The following is a 19198-nucleotide window of genomic DNA, read 5'->3' as shown; positions in this document are numbered from 1 at the left end:
GATCAACGCCCCGTTCCGCCGTGCACCACGGCCAGTTCGTCGCCGCCGAGCTCGAACGCCCGGTGCAGCACCTGCACGGACTCGTCCAGGTCGGTGTCCTTGACCAGCACCGAGATTCGGATCTCGGAGGTGGAGATGAGATCGATGTTGATACCCGCGTCGGCGAGCGACTCGCAGAAGGTCGCGGTCACACCCGGATGCGACTTCATACCCGCGCCGACGAGGGACACCTTGCCGACGTGATCGTCGTAGACCACCTGCGAGAAGCCGATGTCGCCCTGGCGCTTGGTGAGCAGTTCGACCGCGCGCGGGCCGTCCAGCTTGGGCAGGGTGAAGGTGATGTCGGTCTTACCCGTCTCCACCTTCGAGATGTTCTGCAGCACCATGTCGATATTGATCTCGGCATCGGCGACGGCACGGAACACCTTGGCGGCGTAGCCCGGTTCGTCCGGAATGCCGACCACGGTCACCTTGGCCTCGCTGCGGTCGTGCGCGACGCCCGTGAGGATTGCTTGCTCCAAGGGGATGTCCTCCATCGATCCGGTAATCAGGGTGCCGGTCTTGTCCGTGTACGAGGAACGGACGTGCACCGGCACGTTGTAGCGGCGCGCGTACTCGACGCAGCGCAGCATGAGAACTTTCGAGCCGCAGGCGGCCATCTCCAGCATTTCCTCGTAGGAGACGGTGTCCAGCTTCTGGGCATCGGAGACGACCCGGGGATCGGCGCTGAAGACGCCGTCCACATCGGTATAGATCTCGCACACATCGGCATTGAGCGCGGCGGCCAGCGCGACGGCGGTGGTGTCCGAGCCGCCGCGGCCCAGCGTGGTCACGTCCTTGCTGTCCTGGCTCACGCCCTGGAAGCCCGCGACCAGCACGATGGTGCCCTCGGCGAGCGCGTCCTGCACCCGGCCCGGCGCCACGTCGATGATCTTCGCGTTGCCGTGCGCGCCGGTGGTGATGACACCGGCCTGCGAGCCGGTGAAGGACCGCGCCTCGGCGCCGAGCGAGTGAATGGCCATGGCCACCAGCGCGTTGGAGATGCGCTCACCCGAGGTGAGCAGCATGTCCATTTCGCGGGCGGGCGGCGCGGGGGCGACCTGCTGGGCCAGATCGAGAAGTTCGTCGGTGGTGTCACCCATCGCCGAGCAGACCACGACCACATCGTGGCCCTGCTTCTTCGTCTCGATGATCCGCTCGGCAACCCTGCGGATGCGCTCGGCGGTGGCGACCGAGGATCCTCCGTACTTCTGGACGACGAGAGCCACGGCGGAAATCCTCCAAGATCGACTAACTGCTGCTACCGATCCACAAGACTACCGGCCCAGGTCACGAGATTTTCGGCCACCTCCCGGCAACCGGAATCTCACCGAGTTGATCAGGCGCGAGTGAGCCAGGTGACCTGCGCACCACTGTCGAATTCCCGCCGCCGCTCGACCCGGAAGCCGGTCGGCCGGAAATTTCCGGCAAGCGCCCGCACGCCGTCCCCCAGCAGCACCGGGTACTGCTTGATGACGAGTTCGTCGATCTCGTCGAGCACCTGGGCGGCGAACTTGCCGCCGCCCGCCAGCCAGATGCCCTGTCCGTCCTCCTTCTTCAGGCGCCGGATCAGCCCGACCGGGTCCGATTCGACCAGTTCGACCCCCGGGTCGGCGATCTCGCCGAGCGTCGTCGAGACCACGTACTGCCGCAGGTGCGGGTACGGGCTGGCGATGCCGACCGCCAGCGCGGGCTCGTAGGTGCCCCGCCCCATGACCAGGGTGTCGAAGTGCGCGTTGGCCGCGCCCTCGGGCACACCGAAGTGCGGCCGGACGTGCGCGGGCAGGGTTTCCGGGTAGTCGGTCGCCAGCCAGGTCCAGAAGTCGGGCGACGCCTGGTAGTCGCTGATGTCCCCGTCCGGGGCGGCGATGTAGCCGTCGATGGACATGCCGACGAAGTAGGTGAGATTTCGCACGAGGTGACCGCCTTTGTATTCGATATCGAAAGGTGTTGGGCCGAGCCGCGACTCGGCGGCGCGTTTCAGGCGCGGCTGTACCAGGTGACCTGCGCGCCGTTGTCGAACTCCCGGCGCTCGGTCACCCGGAACCCGGCCGGGCCGAAGGCGCCGCCGACCATCGGGATACCGCCCCCGGCCAGGACCGGGTAGCTCTTGACGATCAGTTCGTCGATCTCACCGGAGAGCGCGCCGGCCAGCGCGCCGCCGCCGCAGAGATAGATGTCCAGGCCCGCTTCCCGCTTGAGCCCCCGCACCAGCCCGACCGGATCCTCGGCGACCACGCTCACCGCCGGATCATCGAGTTCGCCGAGGGTGCGGGAGATGACGTACTGCCGCATGTGGGCGTACGGGCTGGTGATCCCGTGCAGGTAGGCGGGGTCGTAGCTGCCGCGGCCCATGATGACCGTGTCCATGACCCGGTTCGGGGTGTCGATCGCCATTCCCACGGCCGCCCGCAGGTGCGTGGGCACGACCTCCGGATAGCGCTCGTTCATCCAGTCCTGCATGTCGGCCGAGACCGGATAGAAGTCGAACTCGCCGCCGGGACCGGCGATGCAACCGTCGAGGGTGACCCCCACGTAGTAGACGAGCTTTCGCATGTTTACCGCCTCATCCGTAGTACTCTGCACGAAGTGATTGAAATGTAGTACTACGACTGGAGTGGTGTCAACACCGGCCGTGAGCAACATCGCCGCGATCCACGTGAGCGGCGCTGGAACACGTGACAAGCAGGGACGCCGCTTCGTCAAGCCCAGAGAAATAGTCACGTTTCAGAGCTGACCGGCCGAAATTTCTCCCCCACCTGTCCGAGATGCCTATTACGTTGGCGGCCAGGGATATTCGCAAACCTGTCGAAACAGGCGGGTTCGAGCGGCCTGGGACACAGTTGACTCGGCGAGCGACGCTGGTCACAATCAGGCCCCGAAGCTGGAGGGTTGGAATGCGTACTAAGACTGATCACCGATTCGTCATCGACATCGATCCCGATCAGGTGATGGAGGCGTTGCTCATGGTCGAGCAACTGCCGGACTGGTCGCCTTCCCACTCGGATGTCCGGGTCGCGACCCGGGACAAGATGGGCAGACCGAAGCGAACCTACATCTCGGCGAACCTCATGGGCCGGCCCGATCGGCAGGTCGTCGAGTACACCTGCACCGAGAACCGGGTCGCCTGGAAGGTCACCGAGTCCAGCGCCGGAGCCGGCGGCCAGGGCTGGTTCGACGTCGCCGAGACCGAGGACGGCGGCACCGAGGTCTGGTACCACTCCGAGATCTACCTGCCGATCCCCGCGCCCGGCATGTTCCTCAAGCGCACCGCGCGCCGCGAGGGCGAAGCCATGATCGAGAACTTCATCGCCTTCGTCGAAGCCGTCACCGGCGTCGAAGGACTCGGCGAGGTCGAGGAACCGTACGCCGAACCCGCGCCCTACGAGCCCGCGAGCTACGCGCAGCAGCTCAACTACGGCCACGGATTCGAGCCGAAGTTCGGCACCGCGTAACAGCGACGGGCGGCACGCCGCGGGAGCCGCGGTGACGCCGAGGGCGAACACGCGTCCGCCGCACTGTCGTTGACGCCCCGGGCCCTGCACTATGTCCCACATGCCCGGTGCGCAACGATCACGATTGACGAGGGTCGGCGAGAACGCCTCCGTCACCCAACTGGAACTATTCTTCGACCTGGTGATCGTGTTCGCCTTCACCATGGTCACCGACTTCGCCGCGCACGAGACCACCGCGGTCAACATGCTGCGCTCACTGCTGATCCTCATGCTGCTGTGGTGGATGTGGATCGCCTACTCCTGGCTCGGCAATGTCATCAAGGCCGACGAGGGCATCGCCCGCGTCGGCATTTTCGTGGCCATGGGCGGCGCGTTCCTCATCGCGCTCACGATCCCCGAGGCCTTCCACGACCTGCCCGGCGGCTGGTACGCGCCACTGGTCTTCGTCATCGCGTACCTGCTCGTGCGCCTGGTCCACCTGTGGATGTTCTGGCTCGCCAGCGCGCAGGACGCGCAGCTGCGACACCAGGTCGTGCGCTGGGCCGCCGGGTCGCTCACCATCTCCGGCACCCTGCTGACCATCGGCGCGCTCACCAGCGAGACCGCGCAACTGCTGCTGTGGCTGGCGGCGCTCGCCGGGGACATGCTCTGGACCAGCCTGGCCGGCAACGAGTGGCGACTCAACTCCGCCAAGCACTTCGCCGAACGCTACGGGCTGATCATCATCATCGCGCTGGGCGAATCCATCGTCTCCATCGGCGTCGGGGTCGCCGGCCTGCCGATCTCCTGGCCCATCGCGCTGGGATCGATGCTGGGACTGGCCATTTCGGGCCTGCTGTGGTGGGCGTACTTCGACGTCGCCGCGCTGACCGTGGAACACGAACTGGCGCACTCCACCGGAACGCGCCGGGTGCGAATCGCCCGCGGCTGCTACACCTACTGGCACTTCCCCATGATCGTCGGCGTCATCGCGCTCTCGCTCGGCATGAAGAAGGTGATCAACTACGTCGGCGACGCGGAGGACCACCGGCTCTCCGACGCGCTGTACGGAATTCCGCTGTACTGCCTGTACGGCGGCGTGGTGCTGTACCTGCTGGCGCTTGTGGGCTTCAAGTACTACGCGACCCGGCAGCTGAGTACGCACCGGCTGCTCGCCGTCGTCCTGCTGCTGGTGCTGATCCCGCTCGCGGCGGCGCTGCCCGCCCTGGCCTCGCTGACAATGCTGTTCGTGGTGCTGGGCGCGCTGATCCTGTGGGAGACCATCTCCTATCGCGAACCGCGCGAGGAGATCCGGCACGGATCGCACGACGCGGCGTGAAGGGTGCTCGGTGGATCAGCGGTCGAACCGGTGATCCACCGATTCGCTCACGCGCACGCCCTCGCGGACGGCCTCGCGCATCTGATTGATGTTCTCCCGCAGCACATCGGCGACCAGCTCGTCGGTGCGCTCGTCGGCCAGCACCCGGAAGATGATCCGGAAACTCGCGTCGGCGACGCCGCGAATGATGTCCTCGTGGAACGGCAGATAGCGGACCCGGCCCAGCTGCGGGTCCTGGCGAATGAACTCGACCATCATCTGATCGATCTCGCCGCGGTTCTCCTCCAGCGCGTTCGCGATGTTGCGGGCGTAGTGGCCGGTGCGCAGCACCTCGGCGACCTCGTCCAGCACCGCCATGGTCACCGGCCGCTTCACGGTGTCGACGATCGCGCCGACCGACCGATTCACGATCGCCGCGGTCACCCGGTCCCCGAAGGCCCGATCGGCCACGCGCGCCAGCCGGACCACGATCACGATCACCCGCAGCAGCCGGAAGCCGCGGAAGAAGGGGCTGGTCACCGGGATCATGCCCAGCACCTCGTACCAGTAGACGAACGGGAAGGTCCAGTTCCAGCCCTCCCGCCGCCAGCGCCAGCAGAACTCGACCGCGAAGATCGCGCAGATCGTGTAGTCCGCGATCTGGATGAGCCGGTAGGTGTCCCCGCCGACCGGGAAGAACGTGATCCAGGCGACCAGCACGACCGAGATCACCGCCAGCCCCAGCATGAGGAAGTCCGTCCACAGGGCCGGTGGCTTACGCGGGTACTCCACGTCCCGCGGTGCGCTCGCCTCGATCACGCCGACCCCTTCCACATCGAACGGTCCCGCGCCAGCGTAGTGGCCGTACCCGGCTCGGTGCGCGATTCCGCGACGGCCGGTCCGAGGGGCGGCCGGCGATCACGAAAAGCGTTCCTGCGCAGGTATTTCCGCTACGCGCTCAGCTGCCCGCGCGAATGATCGCCTCGATATTGCGTTCGGCCAGGGCCGTGATGGTCAGCGACGGGTTGACGGTGGCCGAGCTGCCGGGCAGGCCCGCGCCGTCCATCACGTAGAGCCCCGGGTGCCCGTGGACGCGGCCGTACCCGTCGGTCGCCTGGCCGAGCACCGCGCCGCCGAGCGGATGGGCGGTGAAGAAGGCGTTGGCGTCGTACCCGATCGGGGCGTAGTCCAGCAGGGCGCCCGAGCGCTGCGCGATGCGCTGGTCGACGGCCCGGCAGGCGGCGGCAACCTGATCCTGCACCCCGGCGTTCCAGCTCAGGCCGACCGCGTTGCGGGCGCTGTCGTAGCCGAAGCGGGCGCGGGTCGGGTCGAGCACCATGCCGAGCGAGGCGATCGCGCCGGTGTCGACGGGAATGCCGGGGACGTACCAGTTCTCGAGCGTCAGCGGGACGGCCGAATCATCGAAGATCCGGCTGGCGCTGGGCACGCCGCCGCCGGTGGCGCTCAGCGAATCGGCGCTGCGGGCCAGCACCACGTCGCCGTTCGTGCCCCAGCCCGCGCCGATGTGCTCGTTCAGCCGGGGCAGGGCGCCGGTGGCCTGGGCGCGGACGAGCAGTTCGGAGGTGCCGATCGATCCGGCGCCCAGGAACAGCCGATCGCAGGTGAGGGTGCGGGTGCGCAGGACCACACCGGTGGGCGCGAGCTTGGACACGGTCACCACGTATTTGCCGGAACCGTCCTGGGCGATCGAGTCCACGCGGTGGCCCGGGAAGATGGCGCTGCGGCCGGTGGCCTCGGCGTAGCGCAGGTAGTTCTGATCGAGGTCGAACTTCGCGCCGTTCGAGTTGCCGAGGTTGCTGCGCGACGCGGTGGCCGAGGCGCGGGTGGTGCCGGCCAGCTCGGCGCGCAGCACGTCCCAGTTGAAGATCGAATCATTGGCCAGCGGTTCGTAACCCGCGGTCCGCACCTGCTGATCCCAGACCCGGGAGTGGGCGAAGGGCGCGGAGTTGTAGATGTCGGCGGGCATGGGGCTCAGCCGCAGCATCTGCCGCACCCGCGGGTAGTACACGCTCTCCAGCTCGCCGTAGTCGACCACACCGCGAAAGACGCTGTCGAACAGGTGCTTCGGCGGGGCGACCATGGCGCCGGAGAAGATGATCGAGCCGCCGCCGACCGCGGCCGCGCGCCACACGTCGATGCCCGGGTAGTCGACCACGTCGAGCACGCCGCCGAAGTCGGCGAAGGCCATCGGCACCTTGGTGACGCCGGTGAAGCTGGTCCGGTGCCAGAACCCGCGGCCGTCGGGCAGGTCGTCGCCGGTGAAGATTTCCCGCTGCGGGTCGTTGGGCCAGCGTGAGCCGCGCTCGAGCACGGTGTTCTGCACGCCGGCCTCGGCTAGTCGCAGGGCGGTGACCGCGGCGCCGAAGCCGGAGCCGATCACGATCGCCTGGGAGTGCTCGGGCGGATCCGGCAGCGGCGCGAAGATTTCCGGCACCCACCGCTCGAACAGCGCGTTCCACAGTGGACTCGCCGACGCGGTACCGGGGCCGCGCACGGCCGCGCCCGATCCCATACCGGCGACAAAAGCCGCAAAACCGGCAGCTTTCAGTAGAGCGCGCCTCCGCACCGGCCACCTCCCTCATCAAGTAGGCCGCGCGCGAGATTACCGTTCGGTCGCCGGTCCAACAACACATGCGACGAGCCGAACAATTCGGTCATACGTGTCGGCTATGCCCGGTAGAAATCAGTCGGTAGCCGACAATTCGCCAGATCTATTCCGGCCACCGGGACCGTGTCGTGGCGCTGACCAGATCAAGCCACCCTGCCGTTCTCGGCGACAGGCTCGTCCGCCCGGACAGCCGGGCGAACGAGGGCAAGCGCTCATCCGGTCGGCGGCGCGCACATCTCCGTACGCCAGCGGCACGCACACCACCTTCGCGCCTGCGATCACGGTTCAAGGACCACGCGAGGTACGCGCGCCCCAATCCCATTGCGGCAGGGGCAGATCCGAACACCGCCCCGCGCGTGCGACTTCGGCTGGGGGCGGCCGGGGGTTCGAACCGCGTCAGGCGCGCAGGCGCTCGCGCCGGAGTTGCTCCACCTCGGGCATGGGCAGCGGGTCGAGGGAGTCGACGCCCAGCGCGCGGGTGAGGAGAAGGTCCGCGAGTTCGGGATTGCGGGCCAGGGCCGGGCCGTGCATGTAGGTCCCGATGACCGAACCCTGGATCACGCCCTCCAGGCCGTCGCCGACACCGTTGCCCACGCCCTTGGTCACGCGCGCCAGGCCGGTGGCGTCGCCGCCGAGTTTGGTTCCGCCACGGTGATTCTCGAAGCCGGTCAGGGCCTGGGTCAGCTCCGGCAGCAGCGGGGCGGTCGCCACCTCGCCGATGGCCCGCTTGTCCTGCGGGGAGGTCGTCACGTCTATGAGGCCGACGCCGTCCACCCGCTCCCCGGACGAGGTTTCGTACCACTGGCCCAGCACCTGGATGGCCGCGCAGATGGCGAGCACCGGCGCGCCCCGGCCGGCGGCGCGCTGCAGTCCGGGGAACTTCACCAGGTGGCGGGTGGCCAGGCGCTGCGCGGAATCCTCCGCGCCGCCCAGGGTGTAGATGTCGAGCGAGTCCGGCACCTCGTCGGCCAGGGTGATCTCGACGACCTCGGCGGCGTAGCCGCGCATACGCAGCCGCTGCCGCAGGACCAGGGCGTTGCCGCCGTCGCCGTAGGTGCCCATGACATCGGGCAGCACCAGGCCGATGCGGACGGTCGATTCGCTCATGCGCGGACGCTCGCCTTCTCGTCGAGATCGCGGTTCAGGTCACGGAACGCGGTGTAGTTGGCCAGCACCTCCACCTGCCCGGCGGGGCAGGAAGCGATGGCGCGCAAGGGATCCGCGACGGTGGTGTGCTCGACGCCCGCGTAGGTCAGGCGCACGGCCAGGTCGGTGGCGCGCTCACCCGCGGCGACCACCTGGGTGCCCTCGAAGTGCTCGAACCGCACGTCCCACAACCAGGACAGATCCTCGCCGTCGGGCACCTGCCCGTTCACCGCGATCACCAAACCCTTTGCGGCGGGGTCGATCATGGACAGCGCCTCCTGCCAGCCCGCCGGATTCTTGGCCAGCAGCAGGCGCGCGGTGCGGCCGCCGACCTCGACGGTCCGGTAGCGGCCCGCGATCTCGCGCACGGTGCCCGCGGCGGCCGTCGCCGCGTGCGCGTCGGCGCCGAGCGCGACGGCGGCGGCCACCGCCTGGGCGGCGTTGCCGCGATTGGCGCGGCCCGGAAGCGCAAGGGCCAGTGGGATTTCCAGGCCGTCGGGACCGTGCAGCGCGTGCTCGTCCACCCGCCACTGCGGTTCCGGGCGTTTGAAATCCGCGCCGGTGCTGTACCAGTGCTCGCCCTCCCACATGATCGGCTCACCGCTGCGCGGGCAGCTGGTGGCGTCGACCGCCCAGCCGCTGCCCGCCGCGACCCACACCACGTTGGGATGGTCGTAGGCGATCGAGGTGATCAGCACGTCATCGCAATTGGCGATGAGCACGGCGTCGGGGTGGCGGGCCATACCCGCGCGCAGGCGGCGCTCGATCATGTTGATCTCGCCGACCCGGTCCAGCTGGTCCCGGGAGAGATTGAGCAGCACCACCGCCGCCGGATTCAGCGCGTCGGCGACGTGCGGCAGGTGCAGTTCGTCCACCTCGATCGCGGCCAGGCGCGCGGTGCGATTCGCGGTGAGCGCGGCCACGATCCCGGCGTCCATGTTCGCGCCGTCGGCCTGCGTGGCGACCTCGCCGAGCGTCTGCAGCGCCGCGGTGGTCATGCGCGTGGTGGTGGACTTGCCGTTGGTGCCGGTGACCAGCACCGTGCGCCGCTCGCGCCCCAGCTGGGTCATGATCGTCGGGTCGATCTTCAGCGCGATGAGGCCGCCGATCATCGATCCTTTACCGCGTCCGGCTTTCTGCGAAGCCCACGACGCCGCCGTCGCCGCCCGCAGCGCCAGCTTTCCGCGTACCGAGATGTCTGCCACGATCGCGAGTTTATTGGTGCGGTGCGCCGGGTGCGCAGGCGGTGTCACGGCTTTCGGCGTGAGGTGCGCCTCAGACGCGGCGCGTGGTCACGGCGTTCCCGGGCGCCGCGGCTCGTCAGGTGTTGTAGAGCTTCGCCTCGTAGGCCGCGGAGTAGTACTCCTCCAGCTGCTCCACCGTTTCCGGCGTATCGGGCATCAGTTCCTTCACCAGCCGGGCCTGGCTGGGCAGGGTGTCGACCGGCCACCGGTCCGGCTGCCACAGCCCGCTGCGCAGGAAGGCCTTGGCGCAGTGCAGGAAAACTTCCTCGACATCGACTTCCACCGCCAGGATCGGCCGATGCCCCTTCACGACCATGTCGTCGAAGTAGGGTGCGTCGCGCACCAGCCGGGCACGGCCGTTGATACGCAGGGTCTCCCCGCGCCCGGGAATCAGGAAGATCACGCCCACATGCGGATTGCCGAGGATGTTTAGGTAGCCGTCCACGCGGCGGTTGCCCGGGCGCTCGGGAACGGCGATGGTCCGATCGTCGAGCACGCGCACGAATCCGGGCGGATCGCCTTTCGGGGAAGCGTCGCAGCGGCCGCTCGCGTCGCTGGTGGCCAGCACGACGAAGGGCGAGTTGGCGATCCATTCCCGGTCCCGGGCGTGCAGGTGGTCGCGTTCCTTGGCGACGGCGCGCGGCGTCGGCGTTCCGATGAGCGCACGCAGTTCGGCCGGATCGGTGATCTCGCTCATGCTTCGATTGAACGCCCGCGACACCCCGCCGCACCAGTGATTTGTGACGAACCGGCCCGGCGGGACGGCCGGCTCAGAGCGGTACGTCGAACAGGTTCGGTTGCCCGGCCGCGTATCTCGCCTCGTCCAGCTGCCGGAACGGATCCAGCTCCGGCGCGCGGTAGAGGGTGAACAGCGCGCAGCGGGGCGCGGTGGATCCGGTCACGTCCAGCAGGGCGTTCACCGCGGTGCGGGCGGACTCCGAGGCGCCCTCCATGGTCGCCAGGTCCACCTTGGTACGGACGTAATCTCCGGCGAGGAAAAGGTTTTCGAGTTCGGCGCGATGGGATTCCGGCCGCAGCGCCCAGGAGCCCGCGGTATTGATCAGCAGCGGGTCGGCGTTCTCGTTGCGGCGCTGCGCGGCGTTCCAGGTCACGCCGGTGTCCAGGAACCAGGAGTGCAGGTCCTCGTCGCGCAGCAGGATCTGCTTGTCGTTGAGGTGCGCCTGCAACTGCGCCCAGACCTCGCGGGCGATCTCGTCGTGCGTGCACTCCTTGGCGGTCTTGCCGAACAGGATGCCGGGGGTGTTCCAGTCCGAGATGTCCACCGACAGGCAGTCCTGCACGGTGCCGTCGCCGAGTCCGGACATGGGCGTGCGGGTCCAGAACTGGTTCTGCGATATCGACGTCAGCGACCAGGGCGAATCCACGTAGGCGGCGTGCCCGCGCGCGATCGCGGAGGGGGTGCGCAGGAAGAACTGGATGCCGGTCATCCAGTCCACGGTGAGCTGGCTCATGCCCGCCAATTCCGGCCTGCGCGTGAGGATTTCCGGCGTCCAGAGGGTCCGGGCCACCTCCACCGGGAGCGCGACCACGAAGTGATCGGCCGTGATCGTCTGCGCCACACCGGAAGTGGTGACCACGCGGGCGCCGGAGATGCGGTTGTCGGCGACCTCGAGACCGTGCACCTCGGCGCCGGCGAACTTCACCCCGAGTTCGCGCAGCCGCCGCACCCACGGGTCGATCCAGGCTTCGTTGGTCGGGCCGTCCAGCAGCCGGTCCAGCGGGCCGTCGTTGGCGATCTCGAAGGGGTTGCCCAGGAACTGCTCGCCCATCGTGCCGATGGTGCGGGTGCTGGCCAGATCGTCCTTGGCCGCCACCAGCAGGGTGGTCAGGGTGCGCGAGAGCAGCATGCGGAACTCGTTGGAGCGGTGGCCCGCGCCCACGTAGTCGCGCCAGGAGATCTTGTCCCACTGACCGTATCGGCGGGCGTCGCAGCTGGAATTGAAGACCAGCAGGCGATTGGCGAAGTACAGCGCGTCGGCCTGGCCCATCTTGGTGGTGGTCGAGATGGCGGAGCTGACGGTTTCGCGGAAGTCGTCCGGCGTGGTCCACGGCTTGCCCGCGCGGCCCAGCGGCAGCAGGGTGTCGTCGGCCCCGCGCCGCGAGAAGCGGGCCTCGGGGGCGGCGACCAGGTTGTCCCACACGCCGTTCGCATTGTCGCCGAAGGGAATCCGCCGCATGGTGTCGGTGAGGTGGCGGTAGAAGCCGGGGAAGAAGCGGAAGCCGTGCTCGCCCCACAGGTCCGGGCGGCCGTCGCGACCGGAGTTCGGGACGGCGATGCTGCGAGCCTTGCCGCCGAGCGCGCGGCGCTCGTAGACGGTGACCTCGAAGCCGCGCTCGGCCAGTTCGTGCGCGGCGGTCAGGCCCGCCGGGCCCGCGCCCAGGACCGCGACGCTGCGGCCGGGTGCGGCCGCCGCCGGGGTCGGTCGCAGGGTGGTCGCCGACAGTGCGCCGACCGCGGCCCCCGCCGCGACGGCGCCGCGCAGCACTGACCGCCGTGCGACGGACATACGCTGTCCAGTCATTTCCCTACCTCCCACGCCTGGGAGGAATCCTAGGCAGCGGGAACGGGCACCGGGTCGGTAGGGGTGATCTTTTCCGTACCCGGGGTCTCGGGTCGCGGCGCGGCGGCGGCGCGGCGGAACCACCGGACCCGGCGCGGGGATGCCCCGGAGGTTGCTGTGAAAGCGCCCGCGATCACGATCACCGCGCCCGCCAGCGCCACCGCCGACGGGTTCTCGCCGAGAAAGAACCAGGACGCGGCGATGCCGACCACCGGCACCAGCAGCGACAGCGGGGCCACCGTGCCCGCCGGATAGCGGCTCATGAGATAGGTCCACAGGCCCGAACCGGCGATGGTGCCCAGCAGCGCGATGTACGCCAGCGCCACGAACGCGGGCCACCCGCCCGGGCCGAACGCGGCAGCGAGATCGTGCCAGCCGGTGGCCGGCCCCTCGGTGAGGGCGGACAGGGCGAACAGCGGCAGCGGCGGCACGACGGTCATCCACAGGGTCAGGTGCAGCGGGTTGACGCCGGTGGATTCGGCCGCGGCGAGCCGGGATCCGACGTTGCCGAAGGCCCAGCCCAGCCCGCCGGCCAGGGTCAGCAGCAGCGGCAGCAGGGCCGCGTGCTGCATGCGATCCCAGCCGATCACGGCCATGCCCGCCATCGCGACGGCGATGCCGAACAGCTGCACCCCGCGCAGCCGCTCGCGCAGCAGCACCGCGCCGAGCAGCACGGTGAAGGGCGCCGAGGACTGCAGCACCAGCGAGGCCAGGCCCGTCGGCATCCCCGCCCGCATGGCACTGAACAGGAAGGCGAACTGCAGGATCCCGAACCCGGCCCCGTACAGCAGCAGCCACCGCCACCGCACCGCCGGCCGGGGCACGAACAGCAGCACCGGCACCGCGATGACAGCGAATCTCAGCCCCGCGAAGAAGAATGGCGGAAAATGATCGAGCCCGACCCGGATCGCCAGGAAGTTCAACCCCCAGAGCACCACCACCGCCAGCCCCAGCACCCGGTCCCGATTCGTCATACCGGGAATCATCCGACGACCAATAGGTAAGAACAATCGAATAATTCTGCATCAATACTGTAGTAAAACTTACCTATGCACCACCCGGATCCCCCCGCCGACGACGCCACACCCCCGCGCTCGGTCCCCCGCCCCCGCCGGATCCCGGCCTCCTCCGATCCGGCCACCGCCACCCCCCGCCCCCGCCGCGTCCCCGCCGACACCCCGCCGCGCCGCACCCCCGACCCCGGCCGTCGTGCCACAGGCACCCCCCGCACCGCCTCCGGCCAGTCCCCCGATCCCGCCCGCCGGGTACCCCCCACAGATTCCCCCGCCACTCCGCCGACCCGAGGTGCAGCCGCGGTCCGCCCCCGCCGCGTCCCCACGACCCCGCCGACCGCCACCCCGATCCCCCCGAGGGCAGGCCTCCCTCCGCAGGATGCCACCCCCGCACTCCCCTCCCCGGTAGTCGGCGACACGGGCATGGCCACCCGCTCCGGCGAAGCCCCCGAAAAGTCCGAGCCCGCCGGCATTCCACCATCCACCCCCGCCCCACCGTCGCCCACCGACACCCAATCGAACGAAGTCCCCGAAACGCCTGGGCAAGAACAGGTTTCACCGTCCCCCACCGACACCGCCCAGGCAGACGAACCGGCGTCCCGAGGCCCCGGCAATCCCGCCGCAGCGCACACCGGCCCCCTGCCCGACGGGACATCCGATCCGTCTGCACACCAACATGTTTCGACATCGGCCGCTGACACCGATTCGATACCCCGACCGGCATCCCCCGGCCATCCTGGAACCGCACACGACGGCGTCCGAGCGCGCGAAGGATCCGATACTTCCGCGCACCAAGTTGTTTCAGCTTCGGCGACCGGCGCCGGATCGGTGCGCAGAGCGATACCCGGCGGCGACATCCACGACATGACCCGGGGGAGCGACACCGCGGAGCTACGCCGCAGAGGTGTGGCCGGCACCGGTGAAGACCGGCGTCGCGGCGCGGAGCGCGAAGGGCGTTCGGGCGCGGGCGAACACGGGGGTGCGCGCACGGGAGACAATGGGCGGGTGGCGGATTCGAGCGCGGCGGAGAGCGGCTCGGGGGCGCTCATGTCGGTGGAGCGACTGCGGGTGCTGCGGGAGCTGGCGGACCGGGGGACGGTGGCGGCGGTGGCCTCGGCGCTGTCCATGACGCCGTCGGCGGTATCGCAGCAGTTGAAGGCGCTGGCGCGGGAGGCGGGGGTGCCGCTGCTGGAGCCGGACGGGCGGCGAGTGCGGCTCACCGACGCGGGGCGGGCCCTGGTGGTGCGGGCCGACGAGGTGCTGGCGGCCGTGGAGCGCGCCGCGGCGGAGATGGCCTCGTATCGGGGATCCGCGCGCGGGCAGGTGCGGGTGGCGCTGTTCCCTTCCGGCGCAGCGCTGTTGCTGCCGCACGTGCTGACCGAGTTGGCCGCGAGCGGGGTGGAGGTGGTCGCCCGGGACGAGGACGTGCCGCCGTCGGAGGTGCCGCGCCTGCTCGCCGACTACGACGTGGTGCTGACCCACCGGGACGAGCGCTCACCCTCGGTCGGCGGGGCGCGGGTGAGTTCGCGCGTGCTGATGCGCGAGCCGATCGACGTGGTCGTCGGCCCCGGCCATCGCTTCGCCCGCAATGCCACGGTGATGCCCGCCGAGCTCGCCGACGAGACCTGGATCAGCGTGCGCGGCGGCTTCCCGGTCGACGACGTCCTGCGCTCCATCGCGACGGTCACCGGCGTACAACCCCGAATAGCCCAGCGCCTCAACGATTTCACCGTCATCGAGGCCCTGGTGGCCGACGGCTACGGCATAGCCCTGATGCCCCACTACGCGGTCCGCCACCCCGACCTGCTGATGCTCCGCCTGACCGGCGTCCGGGCCGCCCGCCTCTACGACCTGGCGACCCGCCCCCACGCCGAGAAACGCCCCGCCGTCGCCGCCGTCCTGTCCGCCTTCCAAGCCGCCGCCCGCACGGTAACCACCGAAACGCCCTGACCCCGAACACCTCCGGGCACGGGTCGGCCCCGCGCTCGGGAGGGAGGCGGGGCCGGGTCGGGCGGGGTGGGTCTAGCGCGGAGGCTGCTGACCGCGGCCTATCTGGGCGGCGTGGTAGCCGAAATCGTCGGCCACCATCGCGGCCAGTTCGAGGAGGGCGCGGCGGGTCGGTTTGCTCACCAGCTCCAGGTCGATCTCGGCGCCCTCGGCGAGGTGATCGTCGAAGGGCACCACCTGTACCGCGCGGGTCCGGTCCAGGAACAGCTTGCGCAGCTGATCCAGGTCCACGGTCGAGGAACCCTTGCGAGAAGCGTTGACCACCACCACGGTCCGCTCCACCAGCTTGTGGTAGCCGTGGTGGTCGAGCCAGTCCAGGGTCGCCGACGCGCTGCGCGCGCCGTCGATGGCGGGCGAGGTCACCAGCACCAGCGAGCTGGCCATATCGAGCACGCCGGACATCGCAGAGTGCATCAGACCGGTGCCGCAGTCGGTGAGGATGATGTTGTAGAACTGCTGCAGGATGCCGATGGCCTTGCGGTAGTCGGCCTCGCTGAACGCCTCCGACACCGCCGGATCCTGTTCGCTGGCAAGCACTTCGAGGCGGCTGGGCGCCTGCGAGGTGTGCGCGCGAACATCGGAGTACCGGCTGATGTGGTTGTCCTCGAGCAGATTTCGCACCGTCGAGCGCGTCTGTCTCGGCACCCGGTGGGCGAGGGTGCCCAGGTCCGGGTTGGCGTCGATGGCGATGACGCGGTCGCCGCGCTGGGAGGCGAAGGTCGAGCCGAGTCCGACCGTGGTGGTGGTCTTGCCGACACCACCCTTGAGCGAGAGGATCGCGATGCGGTAGTCCCCGCGCACCGGCTGATTCACCCGGTCCACGAGCTGGCCGTAGACGACGTCCGCCGGCGACTCACCCGGGTTGATCATGCCGCCGGACGCCTTGTGCACCGTCCGGCGCCAACCACTGCGCGGCGCGCGCCGGGCGCGCTTGAGCAGATTCAGGTCGTTGACCGAATTGCCCTGCGGCGGCGGCTGCTGGCCGAAACCGGGCTGCTGCCCGAACCCCTGGGGCGGCTGCCCGTTCCAGCCCTGCTGCTGGAATCCCGGCGGCGGCCCCTGCGGCGGCTGCTGCTGCACCGGCGGGGGCGGCGACCAGGTGTAGATCGGCGCCCCGGACGCGTCGGCGCCCGGCCCGAACTGGCCCGGCGGCCCCGGCTGCTGACCCTGCGGCCCGAACTGCCCGCCCGGATCCGGCTGCTGCTCCGGGAACACCCGGCGCACCATGCCGTCGCTGCCGATCTCCTGGCGGATCTCCCCGTACGGCGTCTCGTCACGAACCTCGCCGAACGCCTCACCCTGCGGAAAACCGCCCGGCGCACCGGGATTCGGCGGCGGCGCGAACTGGCCGGAGTCGGGCATCTGGTAGTTGCCGGTGGGCGGGAACCCCGGCTGCTGGCCGGTCGCGAACGGCCCGCCGTAGGCGCCCTGCGGCGGGAATCCGCCGGGCGCGAAGGGATTCGGGCCCTCGGGCCCCGGCGGGAAGCCGCCCGGCGCACCGGGCTGCGCGAACGGCGGCACCGCACCCGCGCCCAGGTGCACGGTCTGGTCGATCGAATCCGGAACCGGTGGGAAGAACCCCGCGCCCGGCTGCTCCGCCTCGGCGGATTCGCCCGATTCCGGCGGAACCGCACCGGCGGACGCGCGTTCGTCCGGCTCGAGATCGTCGGCATCCACCGACGACCCCGGCTTCGAAGTCGAATTCTGATCGTTCGTGGTCACGTGTCCCCCATCTGCTCGACAGCTCGAACAGAGAGCTCGGCGCTAATGCAAGCACAACGCTAGCAGCTGTCCCGCCTCTCCGAATCTTCAGCGCATGGCCCGGGGCCACGGCCCGCCCCGCGTGCGAGCCCGCGGTCCGGTGCGCCCGGCGATGCGAGGCGTACCCCCGCGGGTTACCCCGATCCCGCGAAATCAACTCGCCCGGTATCGAAAAGCCCGCCCCGGCAATCGGAGCGGGCTCGTCGAGACTTCGGTGTCAGTTCGCGCGGGCCGCGCGGTTGACCGCGGAGACGACCGCGCGCAGCGAGGCGGTGGTGATGGAGGTGGCGATGCCGACGCCCCAGGTGACCTTCTCGCCGATGGCGCATTCGACGTAGGCGGCGGCCTGCGCGTCGTCACCGGAGGACATGGCGTGCTCGCTGTAGTCCAGGACGCGGACCTCGTAGCCGATGGTGCCCAGCGCGTCGACGAAGGACGCGAGCGGCCCGTTGCCCTCACCCGAGATGGCCTGCTCGACGCCGTCGACCTTGACCACGGCCTCGATGTGATCGACGCCGCCGTCCAGCTCGGAGGCCGAGACCTTCTGGCGGATGCGCTCCAGCGGCAGGATCGGGGTCAGGTACTCCTCGGAGAAGACGTCCCACATCTCCTTCGGGGTGACCTCGCCGCCCTCACCGTCGGTGATCTTCTGGATCGCCTGCGAGAACTCGATCTGCAGTCGGCGCGGCAGCACCAGCCCGTGGTCGGTCTTCATGATGTAGGCGACGCCGCCCTTGCCGGACTGCGAATTCACCCGGATGACAGCCTCGTACGTGCGGCCGACGTCCTTCGGGTCGATGGGCAGGTACGGGACCTCCCAGGTGATGTCGTCGACATCGGAGCCCGCGGCGTCGGCGGTGGCCTTCATCGCGTCCAGGCCCTTGTTGATGGCGTCCTGGTGCGATCCGGAGAACGCGGTGTAGACCAGGTCGCCGCCGTACGGGTGGCGCTCGGCCACCGGCAGCTGGTTGCAGTACTCGACCGTGCGGCGGATCTCGTCGATGTTGGAGAAGTCGATCTGCGGATCCACGCCGCGGCTGAACATGTTCATGCCCAGGGTTACCAGGCACACGTTGCCGGTGCGCTCGCCGTTGCCGAACAGGCAGCCCTCGATGCGATCCGCGCCGGCCTGGTAGCCCAGTTCGGCGGCGGCCACGGCGGTGCCGCGGTCGTTGTGCGGGTGCAGCGACAGCACGATGGAGTCGCGGCGCTCGAGGTTGCGGTGCATCCACTCGATGGAGTCGGCGTAGACGTTGGGCGTCGCCATCTCCACGGTCGCGGGCAGGTTGATGATGAGCGGCTTGTCCGGGGTCGGCGCGATGATCGCCGAGACCGCGTCGCAGACCTCCTTGGCGTAGCCCAGCTCGGTGCCGGTGTAGGACTCCGGGCTGTACTCGTAGCGCCAGTTGGTGTCCGGGTGCCGCTGCTCGATCTCCAGGCACAGGGTCGCGGCGTCGGTGGCGATCTTCTTCACCGCGTCGCGGTCCGCGCGGAAGACGACGCGGCGCTGCAGGATCGAGGTGGAGTTGTAGAAGTGCACGATGACGTTCGGGGCGCCGGCGCAGGCCTCGAAGGTGCGCTCGATCAGCTCGGCGCGGGCCTGGGTCAGCACCTGAATGGTGACGTCGTCCGGCACTGCGCCGTCTTCGATGATCTCGCGGACGAAGTCGAAGTCGGTCTGCGAGGCGGACGGGAAGCCGACCTCGATCTCCTTGTAGCCCATGCGGACCAGCAGGTCGAACATGCGGCGCTTGCGGGCCGGGCTCATCGGGTCGATGAGCGCCTGGTTGCCGTCGCGCAGATCCACCGCACACCAGGAGGGAGCGCGATCGATGACCTTGTCCGGCCAGGTGCGGTCGGGCAGATCCACCGCCTCGACCTCTTCGGCGAACGGCCGATACCGGAACACCGGCATCGAGGAGTTCTTCTGCTTGTTCCAGGCGGGCTGGTCGGCGGGCGCGGGTTTGCTCGGCGCGGTGATGGAGCGCGAGCCGGATACGAACGCATCAGCGGGTGACATAGCGA

General features: G+C 69.6%; 15 protein-coding genes. 3 read left to right on the top strand and 12 right to left on the bottom strand.

Features of this window, described 5'->3' with window-relative positions; all coding sequences use genetic code 11:
* Nucleotides 1-2: 2 nt before the first annotated feature.
* The 3 genes from ACWIGI_RS23780 to ACWIGI_RS23770 form a co-directional block, all read right to left on the bottom strand.
* A complete protein-coding gene (locus ACWIGI_RS23780) occupies nucleotides 3-1268 on the bottom strand; it encodes an aspartate kinase (RefSeq protein WP_454204646.1) in 1266 nt (421 codons plus the stop codon).
* A gap of 110 nt (nucleotides 1269-1378) precedes the next feature.
* Nucleotides 1379-1954, bottom strand: coding sequence for a dihydrofolate reductase family protein (locus ACWIGI_RS23775; RefSeq protein WP_454204645.1), 576 nt, complete (start codon nucleotides 1952-1954; stop codon nucleotides 1379-1381).
* 65 nt (nucleotides 1955-2019) lie between these two features.
* The gene (locus ACWIGI_RS23770) at nucleotides 2020-2595 is read right to left on the bottom strand and encodes a dihydrofolate reductase family protein (RefSeq protein WP_454204644.1); all 576 of its coding nucleotides are present in this window, start codon (nucleotides 2593-2595) and stop codon (nucleotides 2020-2022) included.
* 341 nt (nucleotides 2596-2936) lie between these two features.
* Here ACWIGI_RS23770 and ACWIGI_RS23765 point away from each other — a divergent pair, with 341 nt between their 5' ends.
* On the top strand, nucleotides 2937-3494 hold the full coding sequence (locus ACWIGI_RS23765; RefSeq protein WP_454204643.1) for an SRPBCC family protein: 558 nt from the start codon (nucleotides 2937-2939) through the stop codon (nucleotides 3492-3494).
* Nucleotides 3495-3594: 100 nt separating this feature from the next.
* Entirely contained in the window at nucleotides 3595-4812 is a 1218-nt protein-coding gene (locus tag ACWIGI_RS23760; protein ID WP_454204642.1) for a low temperature requirement protein A, read from the top strand.
* A gap of 15 nt (nucleotides 4813-4827) precedes the next feature.
* On the opposite strand, the gene ACWIGI_RS23755 is transcribed toward ACWIGI_RS23760, so the two are convergent.
* From ACWIGI_RS23755 to ACWIGI_RS23725, 7 genes are all read right to left on the bottom strand, one after another.
* Complete coding sequence (locus ACWIGI_RS23755) at nucleotides 4828-5610, bottom strand: ion transporter (RefSeq protein WP_454204641.1); 783 nt, start codon at nucleotides 5608-5610, stop codon at nucleotides 4828-4830.
* Between the two features lie 139 nt (nucleotides 5611-5749).
* Nucleotides 5750-7324, bottom strand: a complete 1575-nt coding sequence (locus ACWIGI_RS23750) for a GMC oxidoreductase (RefSeq protein WP_454204640.1) — start codon at nucleotides 7322-7324, stop codon at nucleotides 5750-5752.
* Nucleotides 7325-7816: 492 nt separating this feature from the next.
* Nucleotides 7817-8527 (bottom strand): type 1 glutamine amidotransferase, encoded by a 711-nt coding sequence (locus tag ACWIGI_RS23745; RefSeq protein ID WP_454204639.1) that lies wholly within the window; start codon nucleotides 8525-8527, stop codon nucleotides 7817-7819.
* Nucleotides 8524-9771, bottom strand: coding sequence for a MurT ligase domain-containing protein (locus ACWIGI_RS23740; RefSeq protein ID WP_454204638.1), 1248 nt, complete (start codon nucleotides 9769-9771; stop codon nucleotides 8524-8526). Before ACWIGI_RS23740 ends, ACWIGI_RS23745 begins: the two co-directional genes overlap by 4 nt.
* A 115-nt stretch (nucleotides 9772-9886) precedes the next feature.
* Nucleotides 9887-10507, bottom strand: a complete 621-nt coding sequence (locus tag ACWIGI_RS23735) for a pyridoxamine 5'-phosphate oxidase family protein (RefSeq protein WP_454204637.1) — start codon at nucleotides 10505-10507, stop codon at nucleotides 9887-9889.
* A gap of 73 nt (nucleotides 10508-10580) precedes the next feature.
* Nucleotides 10581-12353, bottom strand: a complete 1773-nt coding sequence (locus ACWIGI_RS23730) for a hydroxysqualene dehydroxylase (RefSeq protein WP_454204636.1) — start codon at nucleotides 12351-12353, stop codon at nucleotides 10581-10583.
* Nucleotides 12354-12382: 29 nt separating this feature from the next.
* Complete coding sequence (locus tag ACWIGI_RS23725; RefSeq protein WP_454204635.1) at nucleotides 12383-13366, bottom strand: EamA family transporter; 984 nt, start codon at nucleotides 13364-13366, stop codon at nucleotides 12383-12385.
* A 1086-nt stretch (nucleotides 13367-14452) separates the two neighbouring features.
* On the opposite strand from ACWIGI_RS23725, the gene ACWIGI_RS23720 reads away from it, so the two are divergent.
* Nucleotides 14453-15355, top strand: coding sequence for a LysR family transcriptional regulator (locus ACWIGI_RS23720; RefSeq protein WP_454204820.1), 903 nt, complete (start codon nucleotides 14453-14455; stop codon nucleotides 15353-15355).
* A 72-nt stretch (nucleotides 15356-15427) separates the two neighbouring features.
* On the opposite strand, the gene ACWIGI_RS23715 is transcribed toward ACWIGI_RS23720, so the two are convergent.
* Nucleotides 15428-16774 (bottom strand): MinD/ParA family ATP-binding protein, encoded by a 1347-nt coding sequence (locus tag ACWIGI_RS23715; protein ID WP_454204819.1) that lies wholly within the window; start codon nucleotides 16772-16774, stop codon nucleotides 15428-15430.
* A gap of 616 nt (nucleotides 16775-17390) precedes the next feature.
* Complete coding sequence (gene leuA, locus ACWIGI_RS23710; protein ID WP_454204634.1) at nucleotides 17391-19193, bottom strand: 2-isopropylmalate synthase; 1803 nt, start codon at nucleotides 19191-19193, stop codon at nucleotides 17391-17393.
* Between the last annotated feature and the right edge of the window lie 5 nt (nucleotides 19194-19198).

This window comes from Nocardia sp. NPDC055321, from assembly GCF_053645575.1.
This window is presented reverse-complemented; position numbering and strand designations above follow the sequence as displayed.

What these genes read in the sequence shown, in the direction of transcription:
- leuA (WP_454204634.1), bottom strand. Translation starts at nt 19,193, where the DNA reads ATGTCACCCGCTGATGCGTTCGTATCCGGCTCGCGCTCCATCACCGCG.
- ACWIGI_RS23730 (WP_454204636.1), bottom strand. Translation starts at nt 12,353, where the DNA reads ATGACTGGACAGCGTATGTCCGTCGCACGGCGGTCAGTGCTGCGCGGC.
- ACWIGI_RS23760 (WP_454204642.1), top strand. Translation starts at nt 3,595, where the DNA reads ATGCCCGGTGCGCAACGATCACGATTGACGAGGGTCGGCGAGAACGCC.
- ACWIGI_RS23770 (WP_454204644.1), bottom strand. Translation starts at nt 2,595, where the DNA reads ATGCGAAAGCTCGTCTACTACGTGGGGGTCACCCTCGACGGTTGCATC.
- ACWIGI_RS23725 (WP_454204635.1), bottom strand. Translation starts at nt 13,366, where the DNA reads ATGACGAATCGGGACCGGGTGCTGGGGCTGGCGGTGGTGGTGCTCTGG.
- ACWIGI_RS23720 (WP_454204820.1), top strand. Translation starts at nt 14,453, where the DNA reads ATGTCGGTGGAGCGACTGCGGGTGCTGCGGGAGCTGGCGGACCGGGGG.
- ACWIGI_RS23765 (WP_454204643.1), top strand. Translation starts at nt 2,937, where the DNA reads ATGCGTACTAAGACTGATCACCGATTCGTCATCGACATCGATCCCGAT.
- ACWIGI_RS23715 (WP_454204819.1), bottom strand. Translation starts at nt 16,774, where the DNA reads ATGCCCGACTCCGGCCAGTTCGCGCCGCCGCCGAATCCCGGTGCGCCG.
- ACWIGI_RS23745 (WP_454204639.1), bottom strand. Translation starts at nt 8,527, where the DNA reads ATGAGCGAATCGACCGTCCGCATCGGCCTGGTGCTGCCCGATGTCATG.
- ACWIGI_RS23750 (WP_454204640.1), bottom strand. Translation starts at nt 7,324, where the DNA reads ATGGGATCGGGCGCGGCCGTGCGCGGCCCCGGTACCGCGTCGGCGAGT.
- ACWIGI_RS23735 (WP_454204637.1), bottom strand. Translation starts at nt 10,507, where the DNA reads ATGAGCGAGATCACCGATCCGGCCGAACTGCGTGCGCTCATCGGAACG.